This window comes from Pseudomonas sp. B14(2017) (genome assembly GCF_002113255.1).
In the GTDB taxonomy this organism is placed as follows: Bacteria; Pseudomonadota; Gammaproteobacteria; order Pseudomonadales; family Pseudomonadaceae; genus Aquipseudomonas; species Aquipseudomonas putida_Z.
On record NZ_NEJY01000001.1, the window covers coordinates 102,737 to 125,426 of the forward strand.

25 protein-coding genes and 1 tRNA gene are annotated in these 22,690 nt (G+C 62.5%); 22 read left to right on the forward strand and 4 right to left on the reverse strand.

The annotated features are described in order from the left end of the window. Window positions 1-207: 207 nt before the first annotated feature. The 3 genes from CAG34_RS00505 to CAG34_RS00515 form a co-directional block, all read right to left on the reverse strand. Complete coding sequence (locus tag CAG34_RS00505) at window positions 208-1,110, reverse strand: nucleotidyl transferase AbiEii/AbiGii toxin family protein (protein WP_085587437.1); 903 nt, start codon at window positions 1,108-1,110, stop codon at window positions 208-210. Continuing rightward, window positions 1,097-1,654: a type IV toxin-antitoxin system AbiEi family antitoxin gene (gene abiEi, locus CAG34_RS00510; RefSeq protein WP_075046883.1), complete on the reverse strand. Its 558-nt coding sequence runs from the start codon at window positions 1,652-1,654 to the stop codon at window positions 1,097-1,099. Before abiEi ends, CAG34_RS00505 begins: the two co-directional genes overlap by 14 nt. A 423-nt stretch (window positions 1,655-2,077) precedes the next feature. Next, window positions 2,078-2,162, reverse strand: a tRNA-Leu gene (locus CAG34_RS00515). A gap of 107 nt (window positions 2,163-2,269) precedes the next feature. Here CAG34_RS00515 and queA point away from each other — a divergent pair. The 6 genes from queA to CAG34_RS00545 all read left to right on the forward strand — a co-directional run bounded on the left by queA (window position 2,270) and on the right by CAG34_RS00545 (window position 8,334). Then, on the forward strand, window positions 2,270-3,319 hold the full coding sequence (gene queA / locus CAG34_RS00520) for a tRNA preQ1(34) S-adenosylmethionine ribosyltransferase-isomerase QueA (RefSeq protein WP_085587439.1): 1,050 nt from the start codon (window positions 2,270-2,272) through the stop codon (window positions 3,317-3,319). Between the two features lie 14 nt (window positions 3,320-3,333). Beyond that, window positions 3,334-4,449, forward strand: coding sequence for a tRNA guanosine(34) transglycosylase Tgt (gene tgt / locus CAG34_RS00525; protein ID WP_013971009.1), 1,116 nt, complete (start codon window positions 3,334-3,336; stop codon window positions 4,447-4,449). 42 nt (window positions 4,450-4,491) lie between these two features. Beyond that, the gene (gene yajC / locus CAG34_RS00530) at window positions 4,492-4,827 is read left to right on the forward strand and encodes a preprotein translocase subunit YajC (RefSeq protein ID WP_016713216.1); all 336 of its coding nucleotides are present in this window, start codon (window positions 4,492-4,494) and stop codon (window positions 4,825-4,827) included. A 63-nt stretch (window positions 4,828-4,890) separates the two neighbouring features. Then, window positions 4,891-6,753: a protein translocase subunit SecD gene (secD, locus tag CAG34_RS00535; protein WP_025337767.1), complete on the forward strand. Its 1,863-nt coding sequence runs from the start codon at window positions 4,891-4,893 to the stop codon at window positions 6,751-6,753. A gap of 10 nt (window positions 6,754-6,763) precedes the next feature. Continuing rightward, on the forward strand, window positions 6,764-7,672 hold the full coding sequence (secF, locus tag CAG34_RS00540; protein ID WP_085587442.1) for a protein translocase subunit SecF: 909 nt from the start codon (window positions 6,764-6,766) through the stop codon (window positions 7,670-7,672). Window positions 7,673-7,791: 119 nt separating this feature from the next. Next, window positions 7,792-8,334: a glycine zipper 2TM domain-containing protein gene (locus CAG34_RS00545; protein WP_013971012.1), complete on the forward strand. Its 543-nt coding sequence runs from the start codon at window positions 7,792-7,794 to the stop codon at window positions 8,332-8,334. Window positions 8,335-8,522: 188 nt separating this feature from the next. On the opposite strand, the gene suhB is transcribed toward CAG34_RS00545, so the two are convergent. Then, complete coding sequence (gene suhB / locus CAG34_RS00550) at window positions 8,523-9,341, reverse strand: inositol-phosphate phosphatase (protein WP_025337769.1); 819 nt, start codon at window positions 9,339-9,341, stop codon at window positions 8,523-8,525. Between the two features lie 151 nt (window positions 9,342-9,492). Here suhB and trmJ point away from each other — a divergent pair, with 151 nt between their 5' ends. The 16 genes from trmJ to hisS all read left to right on the forward strand — a co-directional run bounded on the left by trmJ (window position 9,493) and on the right by hisS (window position 22,682). Beyond that, on the forward strand, window positions 9,493-10,248 hold the full coding sequence (gene trmJ, locus CAG34_RS00555; RefSeq protein ID WP_031325634.1) for a tRNA (cytosine(32)/uridine(32)-2'-O)-methyltransferase TrmJ: 756 nt from the start codon (window positions 9,493-9,495) through the stop codon (window positions 10,246-10,248). Between the two features lie 3 nt (window positions 10,249-10,251). Continuing rightward, window positions 10,252-11,037: a serine O-acetyltransferase gene (cysE, locus tag CAG34_RS00560; RefSeq protein WP_025337771.1), complete on the forward strand. Its 786-nt coding sequence runs from the start codon at window positions 10,252-10,254 to the stop codon at window positions 11,035-11,037. A gap of 179 nt (window positions 11,038-11,216) precedes the next feature. Then, window positions 11,217-11,708 (forward strand): Fe-S cluster assembly transcriptional regulator IscR, encoded by a 492-nt coding sequence (iscR, locus tag CAG34_RS00565; RefSeq protein ID WP_008092572.1) that lies wholly within the window; start codon window positions 11,217-11,219, stop codon window positions 11,706-11,708. A gap of 46 nt (window positions 11,709-11,754) precedes the next feature. Continuing rightward, window positions 11,755-12,969 carry an IscS subfamily cysteine desulfurase gene (locus CAG34_RS00570; RefSeq protein ID WP_013971017.1) on the forward strand — a complete coding sequence of 405 codons (1,215 nt, stop codon included), beginning with the start codon at window positions 11,755-11,757 and terminating at the stop codon, window positions 12,967-12,969. 46 nt (window positions 12,970-13,015) lie between these two features. Next, window positions 13,016-13,402 carry a Fe-S cluster assembly scaffold IscU gene (iscU, locus tag CAG34_RS00575; RefSeq protein WP_003248539.1) on the forward strand — a complete coding sequence of 129 codons (387 nt, stop codon included), beginning with the start codon at window positions 13,016-13,018 and terminating at the stop codon, window positions 13,400-13,402. Window positions 13,403-13,430: 28 nt separating this feature from the next. Further along, complete coding sequence (gene iscA / locus CAG34_RS00580) at window positions 13,431-13,754, forward strand: iron-sulfur cluster assembly protein IscA (RefSeq protein ID WP_003257854.1); 324 nt, start codon at window positions 13,431-13,433, stop codon at window positions 13,752-13,754. Window positions 13,755-13,762: 8 nt separating this feature from the next. Further along, window positions 13,763-14,284: a co-chaperone HscB gene (gene hscB / locus CAG34_RS00585; RefSeq protein WP_015269012.1), complete on the forward strand. Its 522-nt coding sequence runs from the start codon at window positions 13,763-13,765 to the stop codon at window positions 14,282-14,284. Between the two features lie 42 nt (window positions 14,285-14,326). Further along, a complete protein-coding gene (gene hscA / locus CAG34_RS00590; RefSeq protein WP_085587444.1) occupies window positions 14,327-16,189 on the forward strand; it encodes a Fe-S protein assembly chaperone HscA in 1,863 nt (620 codons plus the stop codon). A gap of 3 nt (window positions 16,190-16,192) precedes the next feature. Next, a complete protein-coding gene (fdx, locus tag CAG34_RS00595) occupies window positions 16,193-16,534 on the forward strand; it encodes an ISC system 2Fe-2S type ferredoxin (RefSeq protein ID WP_025337773.1) in 342 nt (113 codons plus the stop codon). Between the two features lie 10 nt (window positions 16,535-16,544). Beyond that, a complete protein-coding gene (iscX, locus tag CAG34_RS00600) occupies window positions 16,545-16,745 on the forward strand; it encodes a Fe-S cluster assembly protein IscX (RefSeq protein ID WP_025337774.1) in 201 nt (66 codons plus the stop codon). A gap of 88 nt (window positions 16,746-16,833) precedes the next feature. Further along, on the forward strand, window positions 16,834-17,259 hold the full coding sequence (gene ndk, locus CAG34_RS00605; RefSeq protein ID WP_011532343.1) for a nucleoside-diphosphate kinase: 426 nt from the start codon (window positions 16,834-16,836) through the stop codon (window positions 17,257-17,259). 28 nt (window positions 17,260-17,287) lie between these two features. Continuing rightward, a complete protein-coding gene (gene rlmN / locus CAG34_RS00610; protein ID WP_075043830.1) occupies window positions 17,288-18,433 on the forward strand; it encodes a 23S rRNA (adenine(2503)-C(2))-methyltransferase RlmN in 1,146 nt (381 codons plus the stop codon). Between the two features lie 14 nt (window positions 18,434-18,447). Continuing rightward, window positions 18,448-19,209, forward strand: a complete 762-nt coding sequence (gene pilW / locus CAG34_RS00615) for a type IV pilus biogenesis/stability protein PilW (protein WP_025337776.1) — start codon at window positions 18,448-18,450, stop codon at window positions 19,207-19,209. Continuing rightward, a complete protein-coding gene (locus CAG34_RS00620; protein ID WP_085587446.1) occupies window positions 19,206-20,255 on the forward strand; it encodes a RodZ domain-containing protein in 1,050 nt (349 codons plus the stop codon). The genes pilW and CAG34_RS00620 overlap by 4 nt, the downstream gene beginning before the upstream one ends. Window positions 20,256-20,257: 2 nt before the next feature. After that, window positions 20,258-21,367, forward strand: a complete 1,110-nt coding sequence (ispG, locus tag CAG34_RS00625) for a flavodoxin-dependent (E)-4-hydroxy-3-methylbut-2-enyl-diphosphate synthase (RefSeq protein ID WP_003257869.1) — start codon at window positions 20,258-20,260, stop codon at window positions 21,365-21,367. A 25-nt stretch (window positions 21,368-21,392) separates the two neighbouring features. Then, window positions 21,393-22,682: a histidine--tRNA ligase gene (gene hisS / locus CAG34_RS00630; RefSeq protein ID WP_075043833.1), complete on the forward strand. Its 1,290-nt coding sequence runs from the start codon at window positions 21,393-21,395 to the stop codon at window positions 22,680-22,682. The last annotated feature ends 8 nt before the right edge of the window (window positions 22,683-22,690 follow it).

Genomic DNA, 22,690 nt, shown 5'->3' on the forward strand with positions numbered 1-22,690 from the left:
ACCTTGCACTCTGAACCTCCACTGTTCAAACCTAGCATGGGTAGAGGAATCCTGGTCCGCCTCGTTGCGTCTCGTCAAGGAAAACCAAAATCAAAACGAGTGCCTAGGATCGCTTACCCCTCTCGGCGGCCCGCTTTTCATCTCAATAAAGTGCAAAGGGGGAGAGAGCCATTGAACACAGCCCCTGAATATGAATCTCCAGAAAATTCACATCAGGAATGTCAAGTCGCCTCCATCGCGACCTTTGTGGCCGAGATGCGTCCGCAACTCGCTGAAATGGTCCCTTACCGTCTGTACGACGTACTCCCAGAACGCCCGATTATCGACAGTCTGCGTTACAACCTGCAGCGGCAGAAACCTGCGCATCTCTTTCTGAAAATCTCGCTGTGTCTGCTCCTGCCCCAAACTGGCCACCCGCTCCTCACCCTGCTGAAGGAATACTTCAACAGTGGTCGCATGATCACCAAGCTTTCTTTCGGCAAGTTCATAAGCGGGCGTCACCGCCCGCTGCCTGAGCCAGGCGATATCCCAAAGATCTCGATTCTTGATACGGCCCCGTCGCAGCGCAAATGCCAGCAACTTATCAACGAAGATTTCCTCAAGACTTTGCGCGTTGACGATCAATCCTTCGGTTCCCATGTCGACCCCATAAGGGTTTAACAAGGTCATCGGCTTAGGCTGGTAGGAAGGGATTGCACAGATATCTATATGGATTTTCTGCGCTGGCAGGCTTCGTGCCTCGGGACGTGTTTGCACGCGTAGCTTCCATGTGTCCACATTGCCTTCCTCCCGCGTAGGTTCGCTTACATCCACCTGTAGCCCGTACTTGTCGTTCAGGCTTGCAATGAGGTTCTCCTTCAGCGCAGCAAAATCCTCCCGTTTGAAATCCGCACCGCCCGTAAAGTCGAGGTCTTCACTGAGCCGTCGGGAGCCATAGCAAGTCCGCAAACATGTTCCCCCAATGAAGCAGAGGTCCTGCAACAGACCTGTTTCGCTCAGGATCCGCATGATGTCGTGATGCAGCAGTTCCTTTTCCACGACCACCTGCAACGGGGCCAGGTCGGGCGTGTTGGTGAGGGCCTGCTGGACGAGCTGGTCAAACAAGTTCATTGGCTATTTCCCAATCAATCAGGTCCAGACTGCGCTTGGCGCGTTTCATGTCTGCGAGGGCAAGGGCAGGCTTGGCGCGCCACAGTCGGCAGCGCTCGTCATAGTCAACCTGGCCCTGAAGGTCGGTGGCCTTGCGCCTGGTGTGGATGAACTCAAGTGTGCCGAATGTTCCGCAACGTATGGTCTGAGTGCGTCCGGATGACATGAGGGTTAGCCAATTCAGGGGGACCTGCGAGATCACGCCGGCGTCGCTGAGGGCGGACTCCAGGCTGATGTAGTTCAGGTTGTTCGCTCGCAGGCGTGCGGCAGCGTGGTACAGGACCAGCCCTTGGTTGGGTTTGGCCGGGGTGTAGAGGTAAAGGCCACGGCAGAGTCGGATCAAGGTGCTGTCGTTGGCGGCACGGCTCAGTACGGTGCGGTAGGCACTGTCGGAGAGGTCTGGTAGCAGGGCCCGCATATCGGCGGGGGTGAACAGGTAGCGTTGCGCAGTAGCTAGCTGCTGCAGGCCCCTATGGAGGCGACGTAAGGGTTGGAGGTCGCGCATGGTGGTGGTTCTACCAAAAGTCACGGTTATTGAAATAAAGTGTAGAACCATAAATTGTTCGATGCACAGAAAGTTGCACATTGTGAAACTTTCTGTCGAGTCTTTAGTGATCTGCGCTCTAGTGATGGGGGTTACTGGATCGCCTGTCAAAGCCGGTCCTTGAAATGGCAACGACAGGCCGAGACTAGGATGCGATCCAGAGCACCGCAATGGCTTGAAAGGGGCAGGGAGTATGTTTGGGAAATGGACTACGGGAAGGTGGGGAAATCTTAAAGATTTGCTACGGAATTGAGGTGACTGTCAGGACCTTGGGGGCGCTGTGCGGTCCTTCGCGACACAAGGCCGCTTCTACAGGGAGTGGCGCTGCTTGAGGAAATCGCAGGCACAAAAAAACCGACCATAAGGTCGGTTTTTTCCGGATCTTGGTGCCCCGAGGGAGACTCGAACTCCCACTCCTTTCGAAAACGGATTTTGAATCCGCCGCGTCTACCAATTCCGCCATCAGGGCATGTGGCGCGCAGTATAGAGAGCCACCGCTGGTCGGTCAATCGGCTTTCATGGTCAATTTTCACACATTGGGCTAAACTTCCCGGCCCTGCCGAACCGAACATCATCATGCGCGTCGCCGATTTTTCCTTCGAACTCCCCGATTCCCTGATCGCCCGCCACCCACTGGCCGAGCGCCATGGCAGCCGTCTGCTGGTCCTCGATGGACCGAGCGGCGCGCTGGCGCACCGGCAATTCCCCGATTTGCTCGAGTACCTGCGCCCCGGTGACCTGATGGTGTTCAACAACACCCGGGTCATCCCGGCGCGGTTGTTCGGCCAGAAAGCTTCCGGCGGCAAGCTGGAAGTGCTGGTCGAGCGCGTGCTCGACAGCCGTCGGGTGCTGGCCCATGTGCGCGCCAGCAAGGCGCCCAAGGTAGGCGCGGTCATTCTCATCGATGGCGGCGGCGAGGCCGAAATGGTCGCGCGCCATGACACGCTGTTCGAGCTGCGCTTCACCGAAGAAGTGCTGCCGCTGCTCGACCGCGTCGGCCACATGCCGCTGCCGCCCTACATCGACCGCCCGGACGAGGGCGCCGACCGTGAGCGCTACCAGACCGTGTACGCCGAACGTGCCGGTGCGGTCGCCGCGCCGACCGCAGGCTTGCACTTCGATGAGGCGCTGCTGGAAAAGATCGCCGCCAAGGGCGTCGAGCGGGCTTTCGTCACCTTGCACGTGGGCGCGGGCACCTTCCAGCCGGTGCGGGTCGACAAGATCGAAGACCACCACATGCATAAAGAGTGGCTCGAAGTGGGCCAGGATGTGGTCGATGCCATCGAGGCCTGCCGCGCCCGTGGCGGCCGGGTGGTCGCGGTCGGCACCACCAGCGTGCGTTCGCTGGAGAGCGCCGCGCGCGATGGCGTGCTCAAGGCCTTCAGCGGCGACACCGACATCTTCATCTACCCGGGCCGGCCGTTCCATGTGGTCGACGCGCTGGTCACCAATTTCCACCTGCCGGAGTCCACGCTGCTGATGCTGGTCTCGGCCTTCGCCGGCTACCCCGAGACCATGGCCGCCTACGCGGCGGCGGTCGAGCAGGGGTACCGCTTCTTCAGTTACGGTGATGCCATGTTCATCACCCGCAATCCGGCGCCACGCGGGCCCGAGGATCAAGCATGAGTCGCACCTGTCGAATGTCCTTCGAACTGCTGGCCACCGACGGCAAGGCCCGTCGTGGCCGCATCACCTTCCCACGCGGCACCGTGGAAACCCCGGCGTTCATGCCGGTGGGTACCTATGGCACGGTCAAGGGCATGCTGCCGCGCGACATCGAGGCCATCGGCGCCGAGATGATCCTGGGCAACACCTTCCACCTGTGGCTGCGCCCGGGCACCGAGGTGATCAAGAAGCACAACGGCCTGCACGACTTCATGCAGTGGAAAGGCCCGATCCTCACCGACTCCGGTGGCTTCCAGGTGTTCAGCCTGGGCGCCATGCGCAAGATCAAGGAAGAGGGCGTGACCTTCGCCTCGCCGGTCGATGGCGCCAAGGTGTTCATGGGCCCGGAAGAGTCGATGCAGGTGCAGCGTGACCTGGGCTCGGACGTGGTGATGATCTTCGACGAGTGCACCCCGTACCCGGCCGAGCACGATGTGGCGCGCGCGTCCATGGAGCTGTCGCTGCGCTGGGCCCAGCGCTCGAAGAACGCCCACGCCGACAACACCGCGGCGCTGTTCGGTATCGTCCAGGGTGGCATGTACCAGGACCTGCGCATGCGCTCGCTGGAAGGCCTGGAAAACATCGGCTTCGACGGCCTGGCCATCGGTGGCCTGTCGGTGGGCGAGCCCAAGCACGAAATGATCAAGGTGCTGGATTACCTGCCGGGCCAGATGCCTGCTGACAAACCTCGTTACCTTATGGGGGTAGGCAAACCGGAAGATCTCGTTGAGGGTGTGCGCCGCGGCGTCGACATGTTCGACTGCGTGATGCCGACGCGTAACGCGCGCAACGGTCATCTGTTCGTCGATACAGGGGTGATCAAGATCCGCAATGCGTTCCATCGCCACGATGATTCGCCGCTGGATCCGACCTGTGACTGCTACACCTGCACCAACTTCTCCCGCGCCTATCTCCATCACCTGGACAAGTGCGGCGAAATGCTGAGCAGCATGCTGAATACCATCCACAACTTGCGCCATTACCAGCGCTTGATGGCCGGTTTACGCGAGGCTATTCAACAGGGTAAATTGGCCGCCTTTGTCGACGCCTTCTACGCCAAGCGCGGGCTTCCTGTGCCGCCTTTGGACTGACTGTCCGCATCCATTATTAGAAAATTACATTAGGAGTGCCCAATGAGCTTCTTGATCCCCGCCGCATACGCGGACGCCGCAGCACCTGCCGCCGGCCCAGCCGGTACCGGCTTCGAGTGGATTTTCCTGGTCGGTTTCCTGGTCATCTTCTACCTGATGATCTGGCGCCCGCAGGCCAAGCGTGCAAAAGAGCAGAAGAACCTGCTGAGCAACTTGCAGAAGGGTGACGAAGTTGTCACCAACGGCGGCATCGCCGGCAAGATCATCAAGGTTTCCGATGATTTCGTGGTACTGGAAGTTTCCGACAACGTCGAGCTGAAGTTCCAGAAGGGTGCCATCGCGGCCACCCTGCCAAAAGGTACGCTCAAGGCTATCTGAGTTACCGGTTTTTCTTTCCAGTCGGGGCGCGCAACGCGCCCCGCGTCTTGAACGGGCGGCGTGATGCTGAACAAATACCCTCTGTGGAAATATGCACTGATCGTGCTGGTACTGGTGGTCGGTTTCATTTATTCCGCTCCCAACCTCTACCCGGATGATCCGGCGGTACAGATCAGTGGTGCCAGCTCGGCGCTGCAGGTGAACCAGGCCGACCTCGACCGCGTCAGCAAGGCGCTGGGCGATGCCAAGATCGCCGTCAAGGGCGCTAGCCTGGGTGAGAAGGGCAGCGGGCTGATCCGCCTGACCAATCAGGAAGACCAGCTGCCAGCCAAGGATGTAGTGCGCAAGGCACTGGGCGATGATTACGTCGTGGCCCTGAACCTGGCCCAGACTACCCCGCAATGGCTGCGCAACCTGGGCGCAAGCCCGATGAAGCTGGGCCTGGACCTGTCCGGTGGTGTGCACTTCCTGCTGGAAGTGGACATGGACAAGGCCATGAACGCCCGCATGAAAGTCTACGAAGGCGAGGTCAAGACCTTGCTGCGCAAAGAGCGCGTCCGCTACCGCAGCCTGCCTCAGCAGGATGGCGGCATCATGCTGGGCTTCGCCGACGATGCTACCCGCGAACAGGCTCGTGCCCTGATCCGCAAGAATTTCAATGACTTCGACCTGACCACCACCGAGCGCAACGAGCTCGCCGTGCTGCGTCTGGCGCTGACCCAGGCGAAAGTCGCCGAGATCCGCGAATACTCGATCAAGCAGAACCTCACCACCGTCCGCAACCGGGTCAACGAGCTGGGTGTGGCCGAGCCGCTGGTACAGCGCCAGGGCGCCAACCGCATCGTGGTCGAGCTGCCAGGCGTGCAGGACACTGCCGAAGCCAAGCGTATCCTGGGTAAAACCGCCAACCTGGAGTTCCGCTTCGGTGCCGAGCCGGGCGCGTCCAAGGCCACTACCGAGGTGTTCGAGTTCCGTGAGGGCGGCCGTTCCGCTGCGGTCGAGCGCGGCCTGATCATCACCGGTGACCAGGTAACCGACGCCCAGGCCAGCTTCGACGAACAAGGTCGCCCGCAAGTGAACATCCGCCTGGATGGCCACGGTGGCGAGCTGATGACCCGCGCTACCCGCAGCAACGTCGGCCGCAGCATGGCGGTGATCTTCATCGAGCAGAAGCCGGTCACCCGCTATGTCAAGCAGACCGTCGACGGCGTCGAGAAGGACGTTGCCGTACAGAGCTTCCAGGAAGAGAAGAAGATCATCAGCCTGGCGACCATCCAGTCGCCGCTGGGCAGCCAGTTCCGCATCACCGGCCTGAACGGCCAGGGCGAATCGTCCGAACTGGCCCTGCTGCTGCGTGCCGGTGGCCTGGCCGCGCCGATGTACTTCGCTGAAGAACGTACCATCGGCCCAAGCCTGGGTGCCGACAACATCACCAAGGGTATCGATGCGTCGCTGTGGGGCATGCTGTTCGTCTCGCTGTTCATCATCGCCATCTACCGCGCCTTCGGTGTGATCGCCACCATTGCCCTGGCGGGCAACATGGTCCTGCTGCTGGCGCTGATGTCGCTGCTGGGTGCCACCCTGACCCTGCCGGGTATTGCCGGTATCGTGTTGACCATGGGTATGGCGGTGGACGCCAACGTGCTGATCTTCTCGCGTATCCGCGAAGAGCTGAACGCCGGCATGTCGGTGCAGCGCGCCATTCACGAAGGCTTCAACCGCGCCTACACCGCGATCATCGACGCCAACCTGACCAGCCTGCTGGTCGGCGGCATCCTGTTCGCCATGGGTACCGGCCCGGTCAAGGGCTTTGCGGTCACCATGTCCCTCGGGATTTTCACCTCGATGTTCACCGCCGTCATGGTGACCCGTGCAATGGTCAACCTGACCTGCGGCGGGCGTGACATCAAGAAGCTGTGGGTTTGAGGGAGCTGCGATGAAAACCATCAACTTCATGGGCGTGCGCAATGTCGCGTTCGCCGTTACCGTGCTCCTCACCGTGCTGGCGCTGTTCAGCTGGTGGCAGAAGGGCCTGAACTTCGGCCTGGACTTCACCGGCGGTACGCTGATCGAGCTGACCTACGAGCGCCCGGCCGACCTCAAGGCGGTGCGTGGCGAGCTGGTCAATTCCGGCTTCCACGAGGCGGTGGTGCAGAGCTTCGGCGCCACCACCGACCTGCTGGTGCGCATGCCGGGCGATGACCCGCAGCTGGGCAACAAGGTAGCTGAAGCCCTGCAGAAGGCCGGCGGCGACAACCCGGCCAAGGTCAAGCGTGTCGAGTTCGTAGGCCCGCAGGTGGGTGAGGAACTGCGCGACCAGGGTGGCATGGGCATGCTCCTGGCGCTGGGCGGCATTCTCATCTACCTGGCATTCCGCTTCCAGTGGAAGTTCGCCGTGGGCGCGATCGTTTCGCTGATCCACGACGTGGTGGTGACCCTGGGTATCCTGTCGTTCTTCCAGATCACCTTCGACCTGACGGTGCTGGCGGCGGTACTGGCGATCATCGGCTACTCGCTGAACGACACCATCGTCGTGTTCGACCGGGTGCGCGAGAACTTCCGCGTCATGCGCAAGGCCTCGCTGATCGAGAACATCAACGTTTCCACCACCCAGACCCTGCTGCGGACCATCGCCACCTCGGTTTCGACCTTGCTGGCCATTGCCGCGCTGCTGTTCTTCGGTGGCGACAACCTGTTCGGCTTCTCGCTGGCCCTGTTCATCGGCGTCATGGCCGGTACCTATTCGTCGATCTATATCGCCAACGTGGTACTGATCTGGCTGAACCTGAGCAGTGAAGACCTGATCCCGCCGGCCAAGACCGATGGTGTGGACGACCGTCCGTAAGGCGTTTTCCACGCCGTTTGGCGGCCCAAAAGGCGCGAGTGTTGAACTCGCGCCTTTTTTTTTACTCCAAGGCTGGGAGAAGGCGGGTCGGACCCGCGGGTTATGATCAGGAGGTTCATGTGAACAAATCAATGCTTGTGGGTGCGGTACTGGGTGCTGTCGGTGTGACTGCCGGAGGTGCTGTCGCGACCTACAGCTTGGTCAACAAGGGGCCTGAGTATGCGCAGGTCACCGACGTGCAACCGATCAAACAACAGGTAAAAACCCCCCGTGAGGTCTGCAAGGACGTCGCCGTGACGCGTCAGGCGCCGGTCAAGGACCAACACCAGATCGCAGGTACCGTGGTGGGCGCCATTGCCGGTGGCCTGCTGGGTAACCAGATTGGTGGTGGTAGCGGCAAGAAGATCGCCACCGTGGCCGGTGCGGTCGGTGGTGGTTATGCCGGTAACAAGGTGCAGGAAGGCATGCAGGAGCGTGACACCTACACCACCACGCAAACCCGCTGCAATACGGTCAACGACATCAGTGAGAAAGTGGTGGGCTACAACGTGAAGTACACCATTGGCGACAAGGTGGGGCAGGTGAAGATGGATCACGAGCCCGGGTCGACCATTCCGCTCGACAAGAATGGCAAGCTGATCCTGAGCGAAGCCGGGCAGTGATTTGTGTTGCCTGAGCCGGCCTCTTCGCGGGCTTGCCCGCTCCCACAGGTATAGCGCTGCCCTCTAGGCTGGTGCCATCTCTGTGGGAGCGGGCAAGCCCGCGAAGAGGCCGGCACAGATAATGCAAAGCCACAGGCATAAAAAAAAGCACCCCGAGGGGTGCTTTTTTGTTTGCCGGCAATCCGCGCTTAGCGCTTCATGTTCTCTGGCAGGTGCGGCTGGATAGCAGTCAGCACGGCCTTGAAGCACTTGATGTTGCCCGCAACGATATGGCCCTTGTCGAGGAAGTCGTGGCCACCGTTGAAGTCGCTCACCAGGCCGCCCGCTTCCTGGATCAGCAGCACGCCGGCCGCCATGTCCCATTCGGACAGGCCCGACTCCCAGAAGGCGTCGAAACGGCCGGCGGCCACGTAGGCCAGGTCCAGGCTGGCGGAGCCGGCGCGGCGGATGCCGGCGGTCTGGCCAGTCAGGGCGCGGAACATGCCCAGGTAGTTGTCCAGGTCAGCCATCTGGCTGTCACGGAACGGGAAGCCGGTACCCAGCAGGGCGCCTTCCAGGCTGGTGCGCGAGCTGACACGCAGGCGGCGACCGTTTAGCTGGGCGCCACGGCCACGGCTGGCGGTGAATTCTTCCTGGCGAACCGGGTCGACGATCACGGCGTGCTCAAGGCGGCCACGGTATTTGCAGGCGATGCTGACCGCGAAGTGCGGGATGCCACGCAGGAAGTTGGTGGTGCCATCCAGCGGGTCGATGATCCACAGGTAATCCTTGCCTTCTTCGCCGCTACCCGCGTGCAGGCCGGTTTCCTCGCCCTGGATGGAGTGGTTCGGGTAGGCCTTGCGCAGGGCGTTGACGATGCTCTGCTCGGCGGCGCGATCGACTTCGGAGACGTAGTCCTTGGCCTCTTTCTCATCGACCTTGATGCTATCCAGGCGTTCGATGGAGCGGAAAATCAGTTCACTGGCGCTGCGAGCGGCGCGCAGGGCGATATTCAGCATAGGCTGCATGGGCGGGTCACCTGGAGATGTTAAAGAAGAAAGCCGATCATTCTAGCAGAAAACTTTGGCGGCAGAAGTGTCACATTTGCTTTCATGGCGTTACGTCTGTCGGTTCTGTAAGATCGAAGGCCCTGATTCCTGCATCTGTGAGCACAACACCTTGCTGCAAAATATTCGTGTTGTTCTGGTCAATACCAGCCACCCCGGCAACATCGGCGGCGCTGCGCGTGCCATGAAAAACATGGGCTTGTCGCGTCTGGTGCTGGTGCAGCCGAAAGAGTTCCCCGCCGTGGATGCCAGTGCCCGAGCCTCGGGTGCCGACGATGTGCTGGACAACGCCCAGGTGGTCGACAGCCTCGAGCAGGCGCTGGTCGGCTGCAACTTGGTGATGGGCACCAGCGCCCGCGAGCGGAGCATCCCCTGGCCGCTGATCGGCCCGCGCGAGTGCGGGGCAAAGGCGGTGGAGCATGCCAACGGTGGCGAGGAAATCGCCCTGGTGTTCGGGCGTGAACACGCCGGCCTGACCAACGAAGAACTGCAGCGATGTCACTTCCACGTGCACATTCCCTCCAACCCCGACTTCAGCTCGCTGAACCTGGCCGCCGCTGTCCAGGTGCTCTCCTACGAGGTGCGCATGGCCTGGCTGGCCGCCGGTGCAGCGCCGGGCAAGGTCGAGAAGGTTGACGCCAGCGAGCTGGCGACCATGGACGAAATGGAGCTGTTCTACGACCACCTGGAAAAGACCCTGGTCGGTATCGGCTTTCTCGACCCCGAAAAGCCCAAGCACCTGATGCCGCGCCTGCGCCGGCTGTATGGGCGGGTGGCGGTCGAACGTTCGGAAATGAGCATTTTGCGCGGCATCCTCACCGAGACCCAGAAAGTGGTCCGGGGCGAGCCGCATAAACGGAAGGACTGACAGATGTTCGAACGCCTGCGTGAAGATATTCAAAGCGTATTCCACCGTGACCCGGCTGCACGCAACGCCTTCGAGGTGCTGACCTGCTACCCGGGCATGCACGCCATCTGGCTGCACCGTCTGGGCAATGCCCTGTGGAAGCGTGATTTCAAGTGGCTGGCCCGCCTGGTGTCGAACTTCGGCCGCTGGCTGACCGGCATCGAGATCCATCCCGGCGCCACCATCGGCCGGCGCTTCTTCATCGACCACGGCATGGGCATCGTCATCGGCGAAACCGCCGAGATCGGCGACGATGTCACCCTTTACCAGGGCGTGACCCTGGGCGGCACCAGCTGGAACAAAGGCAAGCGCCACCCCACCCTGGAAAACGGCGTGGTGGTAGGGGCGGGGGCCAAGGTGCTGGGCCCGTTCACCGTCGGTGCCGGGGCCAAGATCGGTTCCAATGCGGTGGTGACCAAGGCAGTGCCGCCCGGCGCCACCGCGGTCGGCATCCCTGGGCGAATCATCGTCAAGAGCGAAGACAATGAGGTCGAGGCCAAGCGCAAGGCCATGGCCGAGAAGATCGGCTTCGATGCCTATGGTGTCAGTGGCGACATGCCCGACCCGGTGGCCCGTGCCATCGGCCAGATGCTCGACCACCTGCAGGCAGTCGACGAGCGGCTGGAGGGCATGTGCGGCGCCCTGACCAAGATGGGCAGCGATTACTGCGCCAAGGAACTGCCAGCACTGCCGGAAGATGACTTCACGGAAGTTGCCCAGGTGGCTCAGCGCGACACTCAGTCGCATTGATTGCGCCGCGCTGAAATCATGGTGACATACGGGGCGTGTGCTCACGCCCCCTGTCTGCTACAATCGCGCCCGCCTCCCCGATGCAAACCCGACTAAAGCACTAGGTCTAATAGTTGACTTAAATGCTCGGGAATCGCATACTCGCTCACATCCTGTAACTCCCGTGGTACCCAATAGCCATGCGACTGACTACCAAAGGCCGATACGCCGTGACCGCCATGCTCGACCTGGCGTTGCACGCGCAGCATGGGCCGGTGTCTTTGGCCGACATTTCCGAGCGCCAGGGCATTTCCCTCTCTTATCTGGAACAGCTGTTCGCCAAGCTGCGCCGCAGCAGCCTGGTCTCCAGCGTGCGTGGTCCAGGCGGTGGCTACCAGCTGTCGCGGGGCATGGAAACCATCCAGGTGGCCCAGGTCATCGATGCGGTCAACGAATCGGTCGATGCCACCCGTTGCCAGGGCCTCGGGGACTGCCATGCCGGTGACACCTGCCTGACCCACCACCTGTGGTGCGACCTCAGCCAGCAGATCCATGAATTCCTCAGCGGTATAAGCCTGGCCGACCTCGTCATGCGCCGTGAGGTGCAGGAAGTCGCCCAGCGCCAGGACCTGCGTCGTGTCGCAGGCCGAACCGCCCAGCTGGACAAGATTGAGACGTCCGCCGTCGATTGATCCCACCGGGACGACGAGCGACGCCACCGCCTGATAGGAGAGACAAATGAAGTTGCCGATCTACCTCGATTACTCCGCGACCACTCCGGTCGACCCACGCGTGGCCCAGAAGATGGCCGACTGCCTGCTGGTCGACGGGAACTTCGGTAACCCGGCTTCGCGCTCCCACGTCTTTGGCTGGAAAGCCGAGGAAGCGGTCGAGAACGGTCGTCGCCAGGTTGCCGAACTGATCAACGCCGATCCGCGCGAAATCGTCTGGACCAGCGGTGCCACCGAGTCCGACAACCTCGCACTCAAGGGCGTCGCGCACTTCTATCAGACCAAGGGCAAGCACATCATCACCTCCAAGATCGAGCACAAGGCGGTCCTGGATACCGCTCGCCAGCTGGAGCGTGAAGGTTTCGAAGTCACCTACCTCGAGCCAGGCGAAGACGGCATCGTCACCCCGGCCATGGTCGAGGCGGCGCTGCGCGACGACACCATCCTGGTTTCGCTGATGCACGTGAACAACGAAGTCGGCTCGATCAACGATATCGCCGCCATCGGTGAACTGACCCGCTCGCGCGGTGTGCTGTTCCACGTTGACGCCGCGCAGTCGGCCGGCAAGGTCGAAATCGACCTGCAAAAGCTGAAGGTCGACCTGATGTCGTTCTCGGCGCACAAGGTCTACGGCCCGAAAGGCATCGGCGCGCTGTACGTCAGCCGCAAGCCGCGTGTACGCCTGGAAGCCATCATTCACGGCGGTGGCCATGAGCGCGGCATGCGTTCGGGCACCCTGCCAACCCACCAGATCGTCGGCATGGGCGAAGCCTTCGCCATCGCCAAGCAGGAAATGGCCGCGGAAAACGTACGCATCAAGGCCCTGAGCGACCGCTTCTTCAAGCAGGTCTCGGACCTCGAAGAGCTGTACGTCAACGGCAGCAAGACTGCCCGCGTACCACACAACCTGAACCTGAGCTTCAACTACGTCGAAGGCGAATCGCTGCTGATGTCGCTGAAGGACATCGCCGTATCGTCCGGTTCGGCCTGCACCTCCGCGTCGCTCGAGCCGTCCTACGTATTGCGCGCCCTGGGCCGCAACGACGAGCTGGCGCACAGCTCGATCCGCTTCTCCTTCGGCCGCTTCACCACCGAAGAAGAAGTCGACTACGCCGCGCAGAAAGTCTGCGAGGCGGTGAACAAACTGCGTGAGCTGTCGCCGCTGTGGGACATGTACAAAGACGGCGTTGACATCTCCAAGATCGAGTGGGCCGCCCACTAAGCAGTCGCCGGCAAGAGCGGCTCCCTGATGAGGAAGGAATTGCACCATGGCATACAGTGAAAAGGTCATCGACCACTACGAAAACCCGCGCAACGTCGGCAAGATGAACGCCGAAGACCCGGACGTCGGTACCGGCATGGTCGGCGCGCCGGCCTGCGGTGACGTGATGCGCCTGCAGATCAAGGTCAACGAGCAGGGCGTGATCGAAGACGCCAAGTTCAAGACCTACGGCTGCGGTTCGGCCATCGCTTCCAGCTCCCTCGCCACCGAGTGGATGAAGGGCAAGACCCTGGACGAAGCCGAAACCATCAAGAACACCCAGCTGGCCGAAGAACTGGCGTTGCCGCCGGTCAAGATCCACTGCTCGGTACTCGCCGAAGATGCCATCAAGGCAGCCGTACGCGATTACAAGCAGAAGAAAGGCTTGATCTAAGTCGCCTGTTGCGAGGTAAGGAGTCCTGATGGCTATCAGCATGACAGAAGCCGCCGCCAACCACGTGCGGCGTTCCCTGGAAGGGCGCGGCAAGGGCGAAGGCATTCGCCTGGGCGTGCGCACCACCGGTTGCTCGGGCCTGGCCTACGTGCTGGAGTTCGTCGACGAGCTGGCAGACGAAGACCAGGTGTTCGAGAACCATGGCGTCAAGGTGATCATCGATCCCAAGAGCCTGGTCTACCTCGATGGCACGGAACTGGACTTCGTCAAGGAAGGGTTGAACGAAGGCTTCAAGTTCAATAACCCCAACGTGCGCGGTGAGTGTGGCTGCGGCGAAAGCTTCAACGTTTGAGGCTGGCTGTGGGTACTCCTTGTCATTTCGCATTGTTTGACCTCCAGCCAAGCTTCCGCCTGGATCTCGACAAGCTGGCCACTCGCTATCGCGAGCTGGCCCGCGAAGTCCATCCCGACCGCTTTGCCGACGCCTCCGAGCGCGAGCAGCGCGTGGCGCTGGAAAAGTCCGCGGCCCTCAACGACGCCTACCAGACACTGCGCAGTGCGCCGCGTCGCGCCCGCTACCTGCTGGCCATCGGCGGCCACGAAGTGCCTCAGGAAGTCACGGTCCACGACCCTGACTTCCTGTTGCAGCAGATGCAGTGGCGTGAAGAGCTCGAAGAACTGCAGGACGAAGCCGACCTCGATGGCGTGGCCGTGTTCAAGAAGCGCCTGAAGGTCGCCCAGGACACGCTGAACGAGGACTTTGCCGCCTGCTGGGACGCCCCAGGCGAGCGCGACAAGGCCGAACGCCTGATGCGCCGCATGCAGTTCCTCGACAAGCTCGCCCAAGAAGTGCGCCAACTGGAAGAGCGCCTCGACGATTAACCCGGTGCTGCCCGTGATGGCACCTAAGGTATTCAGATAAGCATGGCCCTACTGCAGATTGCCGAACCCGGTCAAAGCCCTCAGCCGCATCAGCGCCGCCTGGCGGTGGGGATCGACCTGGGTACCACCAACTCCCTGGTCGCCGCACTGCGCAGCGGCCGTAGCGAGCCCCTGCCCGACGCGCAGGGCAATGTCATTCTGCCGTCCGCGGTGCGCTACCTCGAAAGGCGCAACGAAGTGGGGCAGGCTGCACGCGATGCCGCTTCCAGCGACCCGCTGAACACCGTGCTGTCGGTCAAGCGCCTGATGGGGCGCGGCCTGGCCGACGTCAAGCAACTGGGCGAGCAGCTGCCGTACCGCTTCGTTGGCGGTGAGTCGCACATGCCGTTCATCGACACCGTGCAGGGGCCGAAAAGCCCGGTGGAAGTGTCCGCCGATATCCTCAAGGTGCTGCGCGAGCGTGCCGAAGCCACCCTCGGTGGTGAGCTGGTGGGTGCGGTGATCACCGTGCCGGCCTATTTCGACGATGCCCAGCGCCAGGCCACCAAGGACGCTGCGCGCCTGGCCGGCCTGAACGTGCTGCGTCTGCTCAACGAGCCGACCGCCGCTGCCGTGGCCTATGGCCTCGACCAGAACGCCGAAGGCGTGGTGGCCATCTATGACCTGGGCGGCGGTACCTTCGACATTTCCATCCTGCGCCTGACTGCCGGCGTATTCGAAGTGCTGGCCACCGGTGGCGATACCGCCCTGGGTGGTGACGACTTCGACCACGCCATCGCTGGCTGGATCATCGAGCAGGCCGGGCTGTCGTCCGACCTGGACCCGGCCACCCAGCGCGCGCTGTTGCAGGCCGCCTGCGCCGCCAAGGAAGCCCTGACCGACGCCGACGTGGTCAGCGTCAGCCATGGCACCTGGCAGGGCGAGCTGAGCCGCGCCGGCTTCGAAGCCATGATCGAGCCCATGGTTGCCCGCAGCCTCAAGGCCTGCCGTCGCGCCGTGCGTGACAGCGGTATCGAGCTGGAAGAAGTCAGCGCCGTGGTCATGGTCGGTGGTTCGACCCGCGTACCGCGTGTGCGTGAAGCCGTCGGAGCACTGTTCGGCCGCACCCCGCTGACCTCGATCGACCCTGACCAGGTGGTGGCCATCGGTGCCGCCATCCAGGCCGATACCTTGGCCGGCAACCGCCGCGAAGGTGGCGAACTGCTGCTGTTGGATGTCATCCCGCTGTCGCTTGGCCTCGAGACCATGGGCGGGCTGATGGAGAAGGTGATCCCGCGCAACACCACCATCCCGGTGGCGCGTGCCCAGGAATTCACCACCTATAAAGATGGCCAGTCGGCCATGATGATCCATGTGCTGCAGGGCGAGCGCGAGCTGATCAGCGATTGCCGCTCGCTGGCGCGCTTCGAGCTGCGTGGCATCCCGGCCATGGTCGCCGGTGCGGCAAAAATCCGCGTCACCTTCCAGGTCGACGCCGACGGCCTGCTCAGCGTCGCCGCCCGCGAACTGGGCTCGGGCGTGGAAGCCAGCATCCAGGTCAAGCCGTCCTACGGCCTGACCGACGGCGAAATCGCCCGCATGCTCAAGGATTCCTTCGAACACGCAGGTTCCGACAAGCAGGCCCGCCAGCTGCGCGAGCACCAGGTGGACGGCGAGCGCCTGCTCGAAGCGGTACAGGGCGCCCTGGACGCCGACGGCGAGCGCCTGCTCAGCAGTGACGAGCGCGACGCCATCGAATTCCAGATGCAAGAACTACGTGATTTGCTGGCCGGCACCGATGGCGCAGCCATCGAGCAACAGACCAAGCGTCTGTCGCAGGTGACCGACGCATTTGCCGCCCGTCGCCTTGATTCGACGGTCAAAGCCGCACTGGCCGGGCGCAACCTGAATGAGATCGAGGAGTAACCGATGCCGCTGGTGACATTCCTGCCGCACGAGAAGTTCTGCCCCGAGGGGCTGACCGTGGAAGTCGAGCCCGGGACCAACATCCTGGAGCTGGCCCACGACCATCACATCGAGATGGAAAGCGCCTGCGGCGGCGTCAAGGCCTGCACCACTTGCCACTGCATCGTGCGCAAGGGCTTCGACTCGCTCGAAGAAGCCGACGAGCTGGAAGAGGACATGCTGGACAAGGCCTGGGGCCTGGAGGCTCAATCGCGCCTCGGCTGCCAGGTGGTCGTCGCTGACCAGGACCTGGTCATCGAGATCCCCAAGTATTCGCTCAACCACGCCGCCGAAGCGCCGCACTGAGGTTTGCCCCATGAGCCTGAAATGGATTGATGTACTTGAGATCGCCATCCAGCTTGCAGAAAGCAAGCCGGAAGTCGATCCTCGTTATGTGAATTTCGTCGACCTGCACAGCTGGGTGCTGGCATTGCCAGAATTCAGCGACGATCCGTCACGCGGCGGTGAGAAGGTGCTCGAGGCAATCCAGGCCGCCTGGATCGACGAAGCCGACTAAGCGTCATCTGCAGGTTAGGCAATCCCCCGGAACCCGCGTATAATTCGCGGGTTTAATTTTTCGTAACACTCATATTCTGGAGTTTTCCATGGCTGTTCAACGTACTTTCTCGATCATCAAGCCTGACGCCGTTGCCAAAAACGTCATCGGCAAGATCACCACTCGCTTCGAAGAAGCCGGCCTGAAAATCGTTGCCTCGAAAATCAAGCAACTGTCCAAAGCCGAAGCCGAAGGCTTCTACGCCGAGCACAGCGCTCGTGGCTTCTTCGGTGACCTGGTTGCCTTCATGACTTCCGGCCCGGTCGTTGTTCAGGTTCTGGAAGGCGAAAACGCCATCGCTCTGAACCGTGAGCTGATGGGCGCTACCAACCCTAAAGAAGCTGCTCCAGGCACCATCCGTGCTGACTTCGCCGAGTCGATCGACGCCAACGCCGTTCACGGTTCGGACTCCGAAGCTGCTGCTGCTCGCGAAATCGCTTACTTCTTCGCTGCTACCGAGGTAACCACTCGCTAAGCGAAAGCTTACGGGTGAGGGTGAATCCATGACGACATCTACTGGCAAAATCAACCTGCTGGGTCTGACCCTGCCGGAAATGGAACAATTCTTCGACTCTATCGGGGAGAAGCGCTTCCGCGCCGGTCAGGTGATGAAATGGATTCACCATTTTGGCGTCGATGATTTCGCCGCCATGACGAACGTCGGCAAAGTCTTGCGCGAAAAGCTCGAGGCCGTTGCCGAGATTCGGGGCCCGGAAGTGGTCAGTGAAGACATTTCCGCCGACGGTACCCGCAAGTGGGTGGTCCGCGTTGCCTCCGGCAGCTGCGTCGAGACCGTCTACATCCCCACCGACGATCGCGGCACCCTGTGCGTGTCGTCGCAAGCCGGCTGTGCCCTGGACTGCAGCTTCTGCTCCACCGGCAAGCAAGGCTTCAACAGCAACCTCACCGCCGCCGAAGTGATCGGCCAGGTGTGGCTTGCCAACAAATCCTTCGGGACCGTTCCGGCCAAGATCGACCGCGCCATTACCAACGTGGTCATGATGGGCATGGGCGAACCCCTGCTGAATTTCGACAATGTCATCGCCGCCATGAAGATCATGATGGAAGATCTGGGCTATGGCATTTCCAAGCGTCGCGTCACCCTGTCCACCTCGGGCGTGGTGCCGATGATCGACGAGCTGGCCAAGCACATCGACGTGTCGCTGGCCCTGTCGCTGCACGCACCGAACGACGAACTGCGCAACAAGCTGGTACCGATCAACAAGAAGTACCCGCTGAAGATGCTGCTGGAATCGTGCATGGGCTACATGTCCACCCTGGGTGGCAAGCGCGTGCTGACCATCGAGTACACCTTGCTCAAGGATGTAAACGACCAGCCGGAGCATGCTGCGCAAATGATCGAGCTGCTGCGCGATGTGCCATGCAAGATCAACCTGATCCCGTTCAACCCGTTCCCGCACTCCGGCTACGAGCGGCCGAGCAACAACGCCATCCGCCGCTTCCAGGACCTGTTGCACCACGGTGGCTTCAACGTCACCACCCGCACCACCCGTGGTGATGACATCGACGCTGCCTGTGGTCAGCTGGTCGGCCAGGTCAACGACCGCACCCGCCGCAGCGAGCGCTACATCGCTGTGCGCCAGCTGTCCGCGGACGCCGAGCTGCAAGACAGCCCCGCCAGCCACTGACCGGGACCTTGCCCATGAGCCTGCGCGCCGCGCTGTCGATCCTTGCGCTTTCGCTGCTGGCCGGCTGCGTGTCGGGCGGCGCGAGCGACCCCCTGGCCAGCCGCCAGGGCAGGGCAGAGGCGGGGCGGGCCTATGTGCAGCTTGGGCTGGGTTATTTGCAACAGGGTTTGACCGAGCAGGCCAAGGCGCCGCTGGGCAAGGCCCTGGCCCTGGATGGCGGTGATGCCGATGCACACGCCGCCCTGGCGCTGGTCTTCCAGGCCGAAGGCGAGCCGGCGCTGGCCGAAACGCACTTTCGCAAGGCGCTGCAGGCACGCACGGGCGACACGCGAATTCGCAACAATTACGGCAGTTTCCTTTATGCTCAGGGCCGATTTGCCGAGGCCGAGCAGATGTTTCGCCTGGCAAGCGCCGATACCCTGTATCCTGAGCGCTCACGCGTGTACGAGAACCTGGGCCTGACCGCTCTGAAGCTCGAGCGCCGCGACCAGGCACATGCGTATCTGCTGAAAGCTTTGCAACTCAACCAGCGGCAACCGAAAGCGTTGCTGGAAATGGCTGAGTTGTCCTACGAAAACAGGCATTATGTGCCGGCCCGGGACTACTACGATCGTTTCAGCCAGTTGAGCGACCACGATGCCCGTAGCCTGCTGCTGGGCAGCCGCCTTGCCAGGGTATTCGACGAGCAGGGCACACTGGCCGAGCTGGGCCAGCAATTACAACGACTTTATCCCGGTACGCCGGAATATCAGCAATACCTGTCGGAGCAACGATGAAAGCCGCGCATCCCGAAGTAGCAGTAGCGCCTGGCCAGAACCCCGGTGAGCTTTTGCGTCAGGCCCGTGAGAACCGGGACTGGTCACAAGCCGAGGTGGCCCGCAAGCTCAACCTCACTGTCAGTTCGTTGAACCACGTGGAAACCGGCGCCTTCGACAAGCTGCCGGGGCATACCTTCGCCCGTGGTTATATCCGCGCCTATGCCAAGCTGATGGACCTGGACCAGGCTGCCCTGGTGGAGGCCTTCGACCGTTACACCGGCACCCACGCCAAAGGCAGCGACGTGCACTCGCTGGGCCGTATCGAAGAGCCGGTGCGCCTGTCTCACAATATCCTGCGCGGCGTCAGCCTGCTGCTGCTGGTGGCCGTGGTCGGTGGCGGCTTCGTCTGGTGGCAGGACCAGGGCAGCCTGCGTGGCAAAGACCTGGCCAAGATCGCCCTGGAGCACGTCGAAGTCGAAAGCGCCGACGGTACCACCCAGATTCACCCGCTCGATGAGCCTGAAGACCAGGCTGTTTCCGCTGGGCAGCAGCCCGAGAGCGCGCCGCTGCCGCTGGAGCAGGGCGCTGCCGAGCAGCCTGCCGCCGCCGAACAGGCACCGGCAAGCCCGGCACCTGCTGCTACCGCTGCCGCAGTGCCGGCACCGGCCCAGCAGGCGCCTGTGCCACCGGTCGTCGCCGCCCCTGCTGCCGCGCCTGCGCCGGTAGCACCGGTTGCCCCGGCTCCGGCGGCTGTTGCACCTGCTACGTCGGTAGCAGCCGTGGCCGCTGCCGAGCCTGCCGCCCCCGCCGCAGTGCCGGCTGGCAGCGCCAAGGTCGCCATCCAGTTCGTCGCCGATTGCTGGACCCAGGTCACCGACGGCAACGGCAAGGTGCTGTTCAGCGCCATCAAGCGCAAGGGGGACAACCTCGAGCTGACCGGCAAGCCGCCGTTCTCGGTACGCCTGGGCTTTGCCCGTGGCGCCCAGGTCAGCTACAACGGCCAGGCCGTCGATGTTGCCCCGTTCACCAGTGGCGAGACCGCTCGCCTGAAGTTGGGACAGTAATCATGCACGGCGAATCTCCGATCAAACGTCGCGAATCCCGCAAAATCTGGGTCGGCAATGTGCCGGTGGGTGGTGATGCCCCCATCGCGGTGCAGAGCATGACCAACACCGACACCAACGATGTGGCCGCCACCGTGGCGCAAATCCAGCGCCTGGTCGATGCCGGCGTGGACATCGTGCGCGTCTCGGTGCCGGACATGGACGCCGCCGAGGCGTTCGGCCGCATCAAGCAGCAGGTCAGCGTGCCGCTGGTTGCCGACATCCACTTCGACTACAAGATCGCCCTGCGCGTGGCCGAACTGGGCGTGGACTGCCTGCGTATCAACCCGGGCAACATCGGCCGTGAAGACCGCGTGCGCGCGGTGGTCGATGCCGCCCGCGACCGGGGCATCCCGATCCGTATCGGCGTCAATGCCGGCTCCCTGGAAAAAGACCTGCAGAAGAAGTACGGCGAACCGACCCCGGCGGCGCTGGTCGAGTCGGCCCTGCGCCACGTCGAGCACCTCGACCGCCTGGACTTCCAGGACTTCAAGGTCAGCGTCAAGGCCTCCGATGTGTTCATGGCCGTCGAAGCCTACCGCCTGCTGGCCAAGCAGATCGTGCAGCCGCTGCACCTGGGCATCACCGAAGCCGGTGGCCTGCGTTCGGGGACGGTGAAATCCGCTGTCGGCCTCGGTATGCTGCTGGCCGAAGGCATTGGCGATACCATCCGTATCTCGCTGGCGGCCGACCCGGTCGAAGAAGTGAAAGTCGGCTACGACATCCTCAAGTCGCTGCACCTGCGCTCGCGCGGCATCAACTTCATCGCCTGCCCGAGCTGCTCGCGGCAGAACTTCGATGTGGTCAAGACCATGAACGAGCTGGAAGGGCGCCTGGAAGACCTGCTGGTGCCGCTGGACGTGGCGGTGATCGGTTGCGTGGTCAACGGCCCGGGCGAAGCCAAGGAGGCCCATGTGGGGCTGACCGGCGGCACGCCGAACCTGATCTACATCGACGGCAAGCCGGCGCAGAAGCTGACCAATGACAACCTGGTCGATGAACTGGAAAAGCTCATCCGCCAGAAAGCGGCCGAAAAGGCCGAAGCCGACGCGGCGCTGATCGTCCGTGGCTGACACACAGATTTCGTAAGGACTTTTCGTGAGCAAATCGCTGCAAGCCATCCGTGGCATGAACGACATCCTGCCAGAACAGTCGCCGCTGTGGCGCTACTTCGAAGGCACCGTGGCCGGCCTGCTGGACACCTACGGGTACAGCCAGATCCGCACGCCGATCGTCGAGTTCACCGAGCTGTTCAAGCGCTCCATCGGTGAAGTCACCGACATCGTCGAAAAAGAGATGTACACCTTCGAGGACCGCAACGGCGATTCGCTGACCCTGCGCCCCGAAGGCACCGCCGCCTGCGTGCGTGCCGTGCTCGAACATGGCATCACCGGCAACGGCCAGGTGCAGAAACTGTGGTACATCGGCCAGATGTTCCGCCACGAGCGCCCGCAGAAGGGCCGCTACCGCCAGTTCCACCAGATTGGCGTGGAAGTGTTCAACCTGGACGGCCCGGACATCGACGCCGAGCTGATCATGCTGACCTGGCGCCTGTGGGGCCTGCTGGGTATCCAGGACGCGGTCAAGCTGGAACTCAACAGCCTGGGCACCAGCGAAGCCCGTGCACGCTACCGTGACGCGCTGGTCGAGTTCCTCTCGGCGCGCCTGGAGCAACTGGACGAAGACAGCCAGCGCCGCCTGAAGAGCAACCCGCTGCGCATCCTCGACAGCAAGGACCAGAACACCCAGGCGGTGCTGGTCGGTGCGCCGAAGCTGGAAGACTACCTGGACGAAGAGTCGCGCGTGCACTTCGAGGGCCTCAAGGCCCGCCTGGACGCTGCCGGCATTCCGTTCGTGATCAACACCAAGCTGGTGCGTGGCCTGGACTACTACAGCAAGACCGTGTTCGAGTGGGTAACCGACAAGCTCGGCGCCCAGGGCACCGTCTGCGCCGGCGGCCGTTATGACGGCCTGGTCGAACAGATGGGCGGCAAGCCGACCCCGGGCGTCGGTTTCGCCATGGGCATCGAGCGCCTGATCCTGCTGCTGGAAACCCTGGGCAAGGTGCCCGAGTCCATCAGCCGCCAGATCGACGTCTATCTGTGCGCCTTTGGCGAACAGGCGGAACTGGCCGGCCTGCGCCTGTCCGAAGGCCTGCGCGACCGCCTGCCGGGCCTGCGCCTGGCAGTCAACGCCGGCGGTGGCAGCTTCAAGAGCCAGTTCAAGAAAGCCGACAAGAGCGGCGCGCTGTTCGCCCTGATCCTCGGCGACGACGAACTGGCCAAGCAAGAGATCGGCTTCAAGCCCCTGCGTGGTCAGGGCGAACAACAGAACATTGCCTGGGATGCTCTGGCTGAGCACCTGGAAACCGCGATCGCGCAGGCGTAACGCGGTTC